This is a genomic window from Streptococcus oralis, assembly GCF_003943385.1.
GTDB classification, from domain to species: Bacteria; Bacillota; Bacilli; order Lactobacillales; family Streptococcaceae; genus Streptococcus; species Streptococcus oralis_CA.
Genome location: NZ_RJPI01000005.1, coordinates 39,030 through 53,087, shown reverse-complemented (window position 1 = coordinate 53,087; position 14,058 = coordinate 39,030). Strand labels below are relative to the sequence as shown.

Sequence of the window (14,058 nt, the reverse complement as noted above, 5' to 3'; positions counted from 1 at the left end):
GTACTTAATCATCTTTCCGCTTGCGACCAAGAAGTAATCCTCCTAGACCTGCAAGAAGAGAGCTTGTCATTAGTCCAATGAGTGAAAGCGGTGCAGTGCTACCTGTATTTGGCAATGTAGCTTGTTTTACCTTTTCTCCTGCTGGACTTTGAACTGGTGGATTCTCTTCAGGTTTTCTTGGTTGTTCTGGTTGATGTCTATCTGCCTGATTATTATCAGATCCCTGCTCCTCTCCTGGATTCACTGGTGGAACTGGATTTGGTTGAGGTGCTGGTTGTGGTTGTGGACTAGGATCTTGCTTAGCTTCAAAGCCCCACTTACCGACGAAGGTTAGATTTGCCCCCTCTTCCACTTCTTGGTAACCTAGGAATGTCCATGTACCATTTGCAACAGCTACCTCTACAGGCATCGGTGCTTCTGGAACAAAAGCAATCGCTGCAGAAGAACTTGTAGTATATGTTCCACTTTGTGGAAGTAAGCTCAATACTTCTGCTGGCAAGTTGTTGTCTGCTGTAGCACTCTCGAAGCGGTAAGTCACCTTATAGGTTTCAGTTACCGGTGCAGGCAAAACATTAACTGGTACAGGAACTTCAGTAGAAGAACCATCTGGATAATCAACTCGTACTTTACCTGTGTAAGTTCCTGATTTTGTTGTGTCAATTTGACCTGCAGGTGTGATATCAACTACCTTAGTGCCAGCTGGAAGGCTTGACAAGTTCGTCACATTATCGGTCAAGTCAAGTGTTTGTCCAACCTTGATAGTTTCTTCCGTTACTTGAGGCGTATAAATTTCAGCATTTGTCGGATTCGCCTTGAATTCCCACTTACCGACGAAGACTACATTAGCCTTGTTGACAACGGCGCTAGCTGCGTCATAACCCTTGAAGGTCCATGTGCCGTCGTTCACTGCGTCGGTGTATGTAGTTTGAGATGGTTGCTGAGCGGAAACAGAGGCACCATTCACATAAGTTGCACTGTCGCTTGGAGTCAAGGCTGCGATGGCTGCTGGAAGAGCTTGACCTGCTGTCTCACTCTCGAAGCGGTAACTTGCTTGATACTTGTTAGCTTCAAAGGACCATTTCCCTACAAACTCTACATTTGCCTTGTTCACGACTGCATTGGCTGCGTCATATCCCTTGAAGGTCCATGTGCCATCGTTCACAGTATCGGTGTAAGTGGTTTGGGATGGTTGTTGAGCGGAAACAGAGGCACCATTCACATAAGTTGCACTATCGCTTGGTGTCAATGCTGCGATGGCTGCTGGAAGAGTCTTACCTGCTGTCTCACTCTCGAAGCGGTAACTTGCTTGATACTTGTTAGCTTCAAAGGTCCATTTGCCTACAAACTCTACATTTGCCTTGTTCACGACTGCATTGGCTGCGTCGTAACCCTTGAAGGTCCATGTGCCGTCGTTCACTGCATCGGTGTAAGTAGTTTGGGATGGTTGCTGAGCGGAAACAGAGTCTCCATTCACATAAGTTGCACTGTCACTTGGAGTCAAGGCTGCGATGGCTGCTGGAAGAGCTTGACCTGCTATCTCACTCTCGAAGCGATAAGTAGCTTGGTACTTGTTAGCTTCAAAGGTCCATTTGCCTACAAACTCTACATTTGCCTTGTTCACGACTGCATTGGCTGCGTCATAGCCCTTGAAGATCCATGTGCCATCGTTCACTGCATCGGTGTAAGTAGTTTGGGATGGTTGTTGAGCGGAAACAGAGGCACCATTCACATAAGTTGCACTGTCGCTTGGAGTCAAGGCTGCGATGGCTGCTGGAAGAGATTTCCCTGATGTTGCGCTCTCGAAGCGGTAAGTAGCTTGGTACTTATTAGCTTCAAAGGACCATTTACCTACAAACTCTACATCGGACTTATTGACTACAGCGCTAGCTGCGTCATAACCCTTGAAGGTCCAAGTACCGTCGTTCACTGCATCGGTGTAAGTAGTTTGGGATGGTTGTTGAGCGGAAACAGAGGCACCATTCACATAAGTTGCACTATCGCTTGGAGTCAATGCTGTGATGGCTGCTGGAAGAGACTTACCTGCTGTCTCGCTCTCGAAGCGGTAAGTAGCTTGATACTTGTTAGCTTCAAAGGACCATTTACCTACAAACTCTACATTGGACTTGTTCACAACTGCATTGGCTGCGTCATACCCCTTGAAGGTCCATGTGCCATCGTTCACTGCGTCGGTGTAAGTAGTTTGGGCTGGTTGTTGAGCGGAAACAGAGACACCATTCACATAAGTTGCACTGTCGCTTGGAGTCAATGCTACGATGGCTGCTGGAAGAGCCTTACCTGCTGTCTCGCTCTCGAAGCGGTAAGTAGCTTGATACTTGTTAGCTTCAAAGGTCCATTTCCCTACAAACTCTACATTGGACTTGTTCACGACTGCATTGGCTGCGTCATAACCCTTGAAGGTCCATGTGCCATCGTTCACTGCGTCGGTGTAAGTAGTTTGGGCTGGTTGTTGAGCGGAAACAGAGACACCATTCACATAAGTTGCACTGTCGCTTGGAGTCAATGCTACGATGGCTGCTGGAAGAGCCTTACCTGCTGTCTCGCTCTCGAAGCGGTAAGTAGCTTGATACTTGTTAGCTTCAAAGGTCCATGTACCTACAAACTCTACATCGGACTTGTTGACAACGGCGCTAGCTGCATCATAGCCCTTGAAGGTCCATGTGCCGTCGTTCACAGTATCTGTGTATGTGGTTTGAGATGGTTGCTGAGCGGAAACAGAGGCACCATTCACATAAGTTGCACTGTCGCTTGGAGTCAAGGCTGTGATAGCTGCTGGAAGAGCCTTACCTGCTGTTGCGCTCTCGAAGCGGTAAGTAGCTTGGTACTTGTTAGCTTCAAAGGCCCATTTCCCTACAAACTCTACATTTGCCTTGTTGACAACGGCGCTAGTTACGTCGTAACCTTTGAAGGTCCAAGTACCGTCGTTCACAGTATCTGTGTAAGTGGTTTGGGCTGGTTGTTGAGCGGAAACAGAGGCACCATTCACATAAGTTGCACTGTCACTTGGAGTCAAGGCTGCGATGGCTGCTGGAAGAGATTTCCCTGCTGTCTCGCTCTCGAAGCGGTAAGTTAATTGGTACTTGTTGGCTTCAAAGGACCATTTCCCTACAAACTCAACATCGGACTTGTTGACCACAGCGCTAGCTGCGTCATAGCCCTTGAAGGTCCATGTGCCGTCGTTCACTGCGTCGGTGTAAGTAGTTTGGGATGGTTGTTGAGCGGAAACAGAGGCACCATTCACATATCTTGCACTGTCGCTTGGAAGTAGTGTTGCAATGCCTGCCGGAAGAGCTTTTCCTGCTGTCTCACTCTCGAAGCGATAAGTCGCTTGGTACTTGTTAGCTTCAAAGGTCCACTTACCTGTGAAGGTCAGATCAGCCTTTCTCACAATCTTACTTTTGGCATCATAACCAGCGAAAGTCCAGTTACCATCATTCACATCATCTTTGTAAGTCTTTGTTGTCGGCTCTTCTGCAAAAACTCTCGTACCGTTGAAGTAAGTTGAGCCATCTTTTGGCGCTTTCTTCTGGATAAATTCAGGCAAATCAACACCTGATGTAACACTTTCAAAAGTATAGCTTACATGATGTGGTCTAGGCGTTACTTCCCAGATACCTGTAAATGTCACGCGCTTGCCATTATAGGTCGCATTCTTCTGATCGTAACCTTTGAAGGTCCAGACATAATCTTTTTCTTCGTCAACTACTGATTCTACAGCAGGTTGTTTGGCTACAATGGTGTCACCAACCTTATAAGAAGCCTCATCATTTGGAAGCATTCCCAAAATACTTTGTGGCAATGGAACACCTGCTTTAGATGATTTGAACACATATTCTGGATTTGGAGTAGGTACCCAGCTTCCAAGGAAAGTCTGTCTGCCTTCTGCTACAACGATTTTTTCTTTATCGTATCCTGCAAATGTCCAAGTCACTTTATTCGCTGTATCAACATAAGTCGTTTCACTTGGTTGTTCAGCCAGAATTTCCTTAGGATATAACTTGTAATCATAAGGATTTTTCGGAGTCAACTTGGTGATATGATCTGGTAATACGAAATCAGGATTAGTTGATTGGAACTGATAGTCTATACCATTTGGCGTAAAGCTCCAAGATCCTGTGATGGTCTTCACTTTCGTACCTGCAATAGCTTTTCCGTATTTATCCGCATCAAAACCATGGAAGGTCCATGTACCTGTCGGAACAGTTACTGTCGATGTGTCAAGTTTGCTTGCATCTTTGTAATCGTCAGCTCGTGCAACGAAATCAGTGCCAGCTGGAAGCATATCGCGAATCTTATTTGGAAGAGGATAAGCAGGAGTCGAGTTAGTAAATTTATACTCTAATCTATAGATCGTATCAGACTGATCAGTAGGAACCAAAATCCATCTTCCTCTAAAGATAACGTCTCCTGTCCCTACTGTTTTCACACGTGGAGAAATAGTCGTATTATCATCTTCATAGTAGTCATCAAATACCCAAGTTCCTCTGCCATCTGGATCCTCAATTCTTGTTTTAGACGGCATTTTAACGCGAGCTTTTTCACCCTTGACAAATTCTCTTTCATAAGTGATTAGATTAAACAAAGTTGATGGTGGGTAGATTAAATTACCAGAAGAATCTTTTGAATCTGTATAGAAGTCATAGTAGACACTATGCTTAGTCGGTTCAAATTTCCAATGAACAGTGTAGGTTGAATCCTCATCGTCAGCTGGTTTCTCAACGTCCTCCTTTCGCTGAGGAATCTGCTGAGGAACCCATGTACCATCATTTTCATTATCGACATATGAACTGAGATATTGAATTTCATTATAGACATTAGCAGAATAATCTGATGGAGATGTCGTGATAGGAGCTGGAATTTGTGCCTTCAAATCATCAGGAATGGTCTTCCCTGGAGTATCACTGACAAAGTCAAAGGAAACTGTCTTATCGCGGTATGGAGTGAAGGACCAAGTACCTGTAAAGAGAACTTTATCTTGATTAACTACCTTGTTATTAGCGTCATAACCTTCAAATTTCCAAGTTCCCTTGTTTACAAAGTCCATGTAGGTCGTCTTCAGGGGAGCTTTTGCAAGGACAGTATCGCCATTACTATAGTTTTCTCCCGTGCTTGGAATATAGGTCGTGATTTCCTCTGGGAGAGACAGGCTAGGGTCTTTGCTGACAAACTTATAGTTTCCTGGGTAGGTTCCCGGTGTAAATGTCCAAGTACCTGTGAACTTGAGATTCCATCCATCGTGCTCCCAGTCGCTCACTGGTTTTTTATCAAAATCATAGCCCGAAAAGTTCCAAGTACCACCGTTAGCTGCATCATAGTAGGAATTATTAAGCGGTTTAACAGACTGAACTATATCCTTGCCTTTCGGATATGTCTTCCTATCCATATATTTCCATTCACTTGGTGCATATACCGGCTTCAGATTATTGATCTCAGCAGGTAGTGCTTTGCCAGCCGTTCCACTGATAAACTCATAGGTCGGTTTCCGAGGAACTGGTGTAAATTTAAACATCAATGGCATTGTAACTTTTGGCAATTCCCCATACGTAGCCGCCCGCTCTAGTTCACGACTGTAGGTTAAATCTATTGCATCTTCCTCGTGCGTCCAATTCCCTTCATGTTCTGCATCATAGAAGGGTTTGTAGACATTTTGAACTTCATCGTAGCCCTTCAAAGCAACTATCGAATCTATTAAATCTTTAGGTAAATGCTCATAGCGTTTATCAAACTGATTTAAAGAAAGCTTGTAATCGTATAGCTTACTTTCTAGATCCTTTATCTCCTTAGGAAGAGGTAAGTTATATTTGTCGTAGTATGAAGTCTTAGGACTACTTGGTAACTTATAAAAATTATCAAAATCAAACTCGTTCATAGCCTTGTAGGATACAATGACATCCTCAAAGTATTTCCAAGTTCCTACAAACTCCACGTCGCCATTGTTTGCCACTTTACTTGGAGCATCAAAGCCAGTCAAAGCCCAGTAGCTTTTTCGGTTAGGATATTCTTCTGAAGTATAAAAAACATAGTGAAATTCTTGTGGCTTTACTACTTCACCTTCAGCAAATCTTCTTTTATCTTCTGGACTCCAGTTTGCAACATAAGCAGGCGGAGTTTTCCCAGGTGAACCATTAACTGCTCTATAGGTAGCCTTGTATGGTGTTGGTGTATATTCCCACTTACCTGTGAAGAAAACATCATCTTTATCAATCACCTGACTATCATAGTCATAGCCCTTAAAGGTCCATCTACCACTTCCATCATTCTCTATATAAGTTGTTTCAGTTGGCTGGATGGCCTCTACTTTATCACCCTTTTTGTAGATTTTTGTGTCTTCTGGCTTCAAGTAGTTCATACCAAACGGAACCGTTTTTCCTGGTGTGGCACTTTCAAACTCATAAAGTGCCGAGCGAGGAGTTTTATCCTTGTCTGGGATGACTTTCGGATTTTTATCACGAAGACCTGAGTTGACAAAAGTCACTAGATTGCGATAAACCTTATCAATTTCTTCTTGCTTTGTTGCAGTTTGAAGCACACCATCGGCAGCTGTCATTACACCATTCAAGATTTCTAGACTATCGTCTGTCTTACTTGAAAAGTCCTTGCTGCGCAAGTTTTTGAGGTAGTTCTCTAAAGTGCTCTTGTTTAGACTAGCATTTACTGGAGTTGCTTGGGCAGTGCCTGTAGCTGGCTGAGCATTTCTAAAACCAGTAGATGCTATCGCTTCACTTGTCTCTGCTACCGCAGATTCAGAAGATTTCAAAGCAACTTGGCTTTCTTTCTGAGGCTCTGCTTGCTCTGTTGCAGAAGAGCCCACCGAGACCTGATTCTCTGCTTTATTCTCCACTTGTTCAGTAGTTGCAAGCTCATCAGCTTGAGCTACTTGAGCGACTCCAAGCGCCGCAGGCGCAAACAAAAATCCAATCGCAAGGGACACAGTAGCAACTGACAATTTGCGGATTGAATATTTTATCTTTCTATCCTGAAAAAACATTCCAGTCCTCCTTTTATTTCATAATTTCATTCTATCATAAATAGTTAATATTAGCGATTTTTTTTGACCGTAAATTTTTAAAAACTTATTTGTGGATATTTCCTCATAATATACAAATATACAAAAAACTCCTTCTCCAAAATAGTAATTATAGGAATTTTTGTAAAAAAATGAAAGGAATCGCTCCCTTTCATTTTTTGCTTTTATTTCCAATTTAATACCGCGTTCAAACCATAGTGATCACTGACTTGCGGACTATTCTGACCATCAAAAACTACTTGCAAGCTTTCTACTTCTAACTCTTTCGTTGTAAAGACATAGTCAATTCGAAGCGGTTCGGTATTGCCTTTCCAACCATCAATTTCTGGTGGAACTGTATAGCTACCGCTTCTCTTTTTAGCGACCTCAAAAGCATCTTGTAACTCTAGAGGACTAGCTAGAATCGCTTGGTATCCCTCCTGACCAGCTGGGTTATTGAAATCACCAGCTAAAATCAGAGGTTTGTTCAAACCTTTCAGCACAGCCTCAAATCGTGCCCATTCCTCCTGGAAACCTTTATCCCACCAAGAAAGATGGACACTTGCAAGAGCAAGCTCCTTCCCCTCAACTTCTGTCTCTGCCAAGGCGACACGGCGAGTATGGTAGTCAGTTGGATCATCCACATCTGAAACTAAAATCTCACGTGCTTGAATAGGCGTTTTAGATAAGATTGCCACACCTTCATGGTAACGGTCATAGCCGATATGATTGTAAGCCCAAGTCCAGTAGTAGCTTCTTCCTTTCTCAGCCAACTTTTCAACCAAAAGTCTCACATAGTGGTCTTGATGAATGGGTTCTGCCGCTGGTAAAGCTTGATAGAGGTCATCAACCTCCACTTCTGGAGAAGTAATTTCTTGATTGATTTCTTGGAAACAAATCAAATCATAGTCTTTTTCAAGAATATCCTGGAGCAAGAGCTGGAATTTTTCCTCTGCTTCCTTCTCCATCCAACTGTGGGTATTGAGTGTTAAAAATTTCATGCTTTTCTCCTAAAACAAGAGGTTGGAAAACAGCTTCCAACCTCAAGTATATTACAATTCTACTTTAGCAACTGCTGTTTTAGCTGCAAGAGAACCAGTTTGTTCTAATTTAACAGATTTGAGAACATCTCCATTTGTGAAGACAACCACTGTTGAAGTTTCACGACCTGCTGCACGGATAGCATCCAAGTCAGCTGTAACAAGAAGATCACCAGCAGCAACCTTTTGTCCTTCAGAAACGTGAACTGTGAATGGTTTTCCTTCAAGGCTTACAGTATCCAAACCGATGTGAACAAGTACTTCAAGACCTGCTTCAGTCACAAGACCAAGAGCATGTTTTGTAGGGAAGATACTTGATACAGTACCTGTAACTGGAGATACGATATTTCCATTTGCTGGTTCTACCGCAAATCCGTCACCCATCATTTTTTGAGCAAAAACTGGGTCTTTCACTTGTTCCAAGGCAATGACTTGACCATCAGCTACTGAGTAAACTTCCTCAGTTACACCCTTGAAATGTACAGTATTTTGTTGAGCTTCCGTCATTTGGCTTGGAAGAGTTTCAGGAATAACCTCACCTGAGTCAAGGATATCTTGGATATCAGATTTCAACACATCAGCTTTTGGTCCGTAGATAGCTTGGACACCTTGTCCTTTCATGACAAGTCCCATAGCCCCTTCAGCTTTCCATTCTTCCTCAGTACCAACACGATCTGCATCTTTAACAGTTACACGAAGACGAGTCATACATGCATCCACATCTACGATGTTTGCACGTCCACCAAGAAGGTTAATGATATTTACAGCTTGAGAAGCAGCTGCAACTTTTGTTTCACCTGAAGCAGCTCCTTCTGAAGCTCCTTCAGCAGTTTCATAGTTTCCGTTACGTCCTGGGGTTGCATAGTTGAATTTTTGAATCATGAAGTTTGCGATAAAGTACATGATTACAGCAAAGAGAACAGTTACCCAGATAAAGTTAACGATATCCATACCAATACCAGCATTAATTGCTAATGGTGTACGAGTCAAGAATTCAATTGAACCGAATGAGTGGACACGAAGGTGAACAATATCTGCCATAGCAAAGGCAGCACCTTGAACTACTGCATAAACAAGGTAAAGCGGTGTTGCGATGAACATGAACATATACTCGATTGGTTCAGTAACCCCTGTCAAGAATGTTGCAAGAGCTGTCGCAATCATCATACCTTTATATTGATGTTTCTTATCAGCATCGACATTACGGTAGATAGCCACGATCACACCCATCAAAATACCAAATGAACCGATCATTTGTCCAACTTTGAAACGAGCTGGGTGAACAGTATCTAACAATTGTTGGTAGTGACTTGCATCTGTACCTTTAAGGTTAACAAGGTCTGTTACCCATGCAAGCCATAGTGGGTCTTGACCAAATACTTGAGTACCTTTAGCTGCACCAGTTAAAATGTCATAAGTACCACCAAGAGCTGTGTAGTTCATTGGGATAGTCAACATATGGTGAAGACCAAATGGCAAGAGCAAACGTTCCAAGGTACCATACAAGAATGGTGCAAGGATTGGTGCAGTTTCTTGTGAGTTGGCAATCCAGATACCAAAGCTATTGATACCTGTTTGAACTACTGGCCAGAAAGCAGCAAGTAGAATTGCAGCGATTGCTGAACGAAGAATAACAACAAACGGTACAAAACGTTTTCCGTTGAAGAATGAAAGTGCGTCTGGAAGTTTACGGTAGTTGTAGTATTTGTTATAAGCAGTTGCCCCTACAAAACCTGAGATAATACCTACGAAGACACCCATGTTAAGGGCTGGTGCTTCAAGAACACTGATAAAGTAATCAGCAACTTTGATTGAACCACCAAAGAAAGTAGTTACCATAGCATCTGGATTTTTCAACATATCGCCTGATACACCAAAGATTGTACCAGTGATACGGTTAATCAAGATAAAGGCAAGTCCGGCTGCAAATGCACCACCTGCACGTTCTTTTGCCCAGCTTCCCCCAATAGCGAGGGCAAACAAAATATGAAGGTTACCGATAACCCCCCAACCAATTTGCTCTAGTACGCCACCAGTAATAACTAGGGGAGCAAGGTTTAGGTCAATCATTGCAAGTGATTTACCGATTGAAATCATCAATCCAGCGGCTGGCATAACAGCGATAACCACCATCAAAGCCTTACCGAATTTCTGCCAAAACTCGAAAGACAAGACATTTTTGAATGTAGCTTTCATCATTCAAATCTCCTTTATTTTATTTAGGCAAACGTTTTACGAAAACGTTTGCACTTGTTTATAATTTAATTATACCACTTTATTTTTTTTTGTAAAGGCTTTTATAAAAAAATTTCCCGTTTTTCTTAAATTTTTATACAAGTGCTAAAAGAAAAAAGAGAAGCTCAAGAAAACTTCTCTTTTAAAAATGTATTATTTTTCTGATTTGTTCTGCAAGTCGCATTTATATCCAACTAAATCTTCAAGAATCGACGCATTGAAATGCCTGATCCAATTGAACCAATGAAAATTCCGATTATAAATAATAGGACTGTCATCAGAGGGATAAACACATCTGGTGTAATCATTGACAAGTTTTGCCCCACCAAGGATTTATTGACAGATTGATAAACCATATTGTAAACAAAGAATACAAGGACTGAAGGAATAGCTGCTCCAAATAAACCGATAAAGGCACCTTCAAGTAAGAATGGTCCTCTAATGTAGCCATTTTTAGCTCCTACTAGACGCATGATTTGAATTTCGCGGCTCCGAGAGATAATGGTAATACGAATGGTATTGGAAATCAGGAAGACTGCAATAAAAATCAAGAGCCCCGCAATAACCAATCCCCAAACACGGATAAAGGAAGCCAGTTCGAAAAGTCGTTGAGTGTTGGCACCACCGTCTTGAACCTCAGATACCCCTTCAATTTTCTTGGCCCCTTCTGCTACTTTAGGAACATCACTCGGAGTATTGGTATCAACGATGTAGGCATCATAGAGCGGATTGGCATCCCCTTCAAAGACCTTCCAGTCATCCCCCATCGTTTCAGTCAATTTTTGATACTGCTCTTCCTTGCTTGAAAAAGTGACATTCTTAACACCTTGCATAGCTTTTAAGGCATCATAAACCTTGTGGTAGTCATTATTGGTAACTGTCTGACCTTCTTTTTCAATCGTTTCACTATTATCTGCTACATCCTTACGAATGTAAACCATGACACGAACGTTGTTTTCAATATCGGTAGCCAGCTTGGCTGTATTAAAAATTACGGATGCAAACAGGGCAACGAGTGTCAAGGTAATCATAACCGAACTCACTGCTGCTACTGTCATCCAGCCATTTCGTTTTAAACTTTTTAATGATTCAAATAAATGGCGAAAAAATCTACTAATCATCGTATCCATATTCTCCTTTAGCTTCGTCACGAACGACACGGCCATTTTCAATGGCAATGACACGGTGGCGCAAGGTATTTACAATCTGGCTATTGTGAGTCGCCATCAAGACAGTAGTACCTTGGAGATTGATGCGTTCCAACAGATTCATAATTTCCCAAGAATTATCTGGGTCCAAGTTTCCTGTCGGCTCATCGGCAATCAAGACTTTGGGATTGTTCACAATCGCACGAGCAATCGCAATCCGTTGCTGCTCTCCACCTGAGAGTTCGTTAGGGAAAGAGCGAACCTTGTGTTTCAAACCGACCAAGTCCAAGACTTCCATAACCCGTTTTTTGATGTTGCGACGGTTCTCTCCGATAACTTCCATTGCGTAAGCAATATTTTCATAAACGGTTTTCTTGGGCAAGAGTTTGTAATCTTGAAAGACTACCCCAACACTTCGACGGAGTAGAGGGATATCTTTCTTCTTGATTTTAACCAAATTAAAGCCTGCAACTGTTAGGCTCCCTTTTTCAATCTTTACTTCTCGATATAAAGCTCGAATAAAGGTTGACTTCCCTGCTCCAGAAGGCCCAACGATATAGGCAAATTCTCCTGGTTCAATACTAAGAGAGACTCCACGAAGAGCAGTCGTTCCGTTATCGTATTTTTTGACAACATCTCGCATTTCAATGATTGACATGTGAGTTCCTTTCTATTTCTTAGCTGATTCGCCACTTGAGATAGGCGTCGATGAAACCATCAAGATCTCCATCCATGACCTTATCTACCTGAGCAACTTCAAAGCTCGTACGGTGATCTTTTACCATGGTATAAGGTGTGAAGACATAAGAACGAATCTGACTTCCCCATGTGATTTCTTTTTTCTCACCTTTGAGGGAGTCGACTTCCGCAGCTTTCTTTTCTTGCTCCATCTGATAGAGCTTGGCTTGCAACATCTTCATAGCACGATCTCTATTTCCATACTGGGTACGATCGACTGTCGATTGAACGACTGTCCCCGTAGGAATGTGTGTCAAACGCACACCTGTTGAAACTTTATTGACGTTTTGTCCACCAGCACCACCTGAACGGAAGGTATCCATTTTGATATCATCTTCACGGATTTCCACTTCGATGGTATCGTCCAACTCAGGCATAACCTCAACGGATGTAAATGAAGTATGGCGACGTTTGGCAGAGTCAAATGGCGAAATACGGACTAAACGGTGAACACCCATTTCCGACTTGAGAAGACCGTAGGCATTTGGACCTTCAAAGGACAAGGTCACAGACTTGATGCCCGCTTCATCACCAGCTTGGTAATCCAAGACTTCTACTTTAAAGCCTTTTGCATTTCCATAACGAGTGTACATACGGAGCAACATATCACCCCAGTCCTGAGCCTCTGTACCTCCAGAACCTGGATGGATTTCCAAAATAGCATTATTGTGGTCATAAGGTTCTGACAAGAGAAGCGTCATCTCGTAGCTGGTCATCATCTTATCCAGTTCTGTCAACTGTTCAACCAGTTCATTACGTACAGACTCGTCTTCTACTAAAAAGTCCAATAAAATTTCAACTTCATCCTGCAACTCCTCCATTTTACGGAAGGTGTTGTAGGTATTTTTTAATTCATTTAATTCTTGCGACGTTTTTTGGGCCGCGATATTATCGTTCCAAAAATCAGGTTCTGTCATCTTGTTTTCCAAGATGGCAATCTCTTCCTCTAGTCCTTCGAGGTCAAAGAGACCCCCTGAAAGAAGCTAATTTTTCACGATTTGCGTCAATTTTTTGACGAATTTCTGAAATGTCCATAAATACTCCTTTATTCACATCGTTTCATTATACCACATTCTCTTATTTCTTTCCATATTTTGCTTGTTATTTCAAATTATAAGCAAAAAAGAGGGCTTTCACCCTCCATTTTATAACTTTTTAGCAGAGGTTCGAGCAATCTCCTCTACTTGGATACCTTGCGCTTCAAATTTCTCCTTCAGGAAGGTTAAATCAATCGTCCCATCAATTTGAACCTCAATAACTACCTTACCATCCTTACGAGGAATATTGACTGTGTGTGAAATATTCAGATTTTCTTCTACAATCAAGGTCACAATCTTGCCCAAAACTCCGACTTCATTTTCCGTAATAAACCGAACACGAATTCCTTCCTCGCCGTAGCCAGCGATTTCTAGAAAGGCTTGAAAAACATCACGATCTGTAATCACACCATAAACCTGTTGATTGTCCACAACTGGAAGAATACCGATCTTATTCTTTAACATGAGATAGGTCGCATCTTCTAGACTAGCATAACCTGAGACTGTGATGACATCCCGAATCATGACGTCTTTGACTTTGGTCTTATTGAGAAGATAATTCATCTCATAGATGGAGAGACTGGTTGCTTTAGACGGACTGGCTTCAGCAATAGTTCCTTCTGTTACAAGACCAACCAATTGATCATTTTCGATAACAGGTAAACGGTGCAAACCTTGCTCGCGCATCAAATCTGCTGCATGTGCTACAGTCGTATCTGGACTGATATAAACTACCTTGCGGGTCATAAAATCTTTAACTGCCATGAGACTTCTCCTTCTTTATTGCTACTATAATTATACACTTTCTTACAAAAACTATCAAACGCTTTCATCTC

Annotated in this window: 7 protein-coding genes; all 7 read right to left on the bottom strand. The window is 42.3% G+C overall.

From position 1 onward, the window contains the following. Window positions 1-4: 4 nt before the first annotated feature. On the bottom strand, window positions 5-7,006 hold the full coding sequence (locus tag D8803_RS04955) for an SHIRT domain-containing protein (RefSeq protein WP_131200438.1): 7,002 nt from the start codon (window positions 7,004-7,006) through the stop codon (window positions 5-7). Between the two features lie 203 nt (window positions 7,007-7,209). Then, the gene (locus D8803_RS04950; RefSeq protein ID WP_131200437.1) at window positions 7,210-8,025 is read right to left on the bottom strand and encodes an endonuclease/exonuclease/phosphatase family protein; all 816 of its coding nucleotides are present in this window, start codon (window positions 8,023-8,025) and stop codon (window positions 7,210-7,212) included. 51 nt (window positions 8,026-8,076) lie between these two features. Next, window positions 8,077-10,263 (bottom strand): PTS transporter subunit IIBC, encoded by a 2,187-nt coding sequence (locus D8803_RS04945; protein ID WP_131200436.1) that lies wholly within the window; start codon window positions 10,261-10,263, stop codon window positions 8,077-8,079. Window positions 10,264-10,493: 230 nt separating this feature from the next. Next, a complete protein-coding gene (gene ftsX / locus D8803_RS04940) occupies window positions 10,494-11,420 on the bottom strand; it encodes a permease-like cell division protein FtsX (protein WP_131200435.1) in 927 nt (308 codons plus the stop codon). Further along, the gene (gene ftsE / locus D8803_RS04935) at window positions 11,413-12,105 is read right to left on the bottom strand and encodes a cell division ATP-binding protein FtsE (RefSeq protein ID WP_000022257.1); all 693 of its coding nucleotides are present in this window, start codon (window positions 12,103-12,105) and stop codon (window positions 11,413-11,415) included. Before ftsE ends, ftsX begins: the two co-directional genes overlap by 8 nt. 19 nt (window positions 12,106-12,124) lie before the next feature. Further along, a protein-coding gene (gene prfB, locus D8803_RS04930) for a peptide chain release factor 2 (protein WP_131200434.1) occupies window positions 12,125-13,220 on the bottom strand; the annotation gives its coding sequence in 2 pieces (ribosomal slippage) (window positions 12,125-13,147 and window positions 13,149-13,220; 1,095 coding nt in all). 110 nt (window positions 13,221-13,330) lie between these two features. Beyond that, window positions 13,331-13,987, bottom strand: coding sequence for a CBS domain-containing protein (locus D8803_RS04920; RefSeq protein ID WP_000268641.1), 657 nt, complete (start codon window positions 13,985-13,987; stop codon window positions 13,331-13,333). Window positions 13,988-14,058 lie beyond the last annotated feature (71 nt).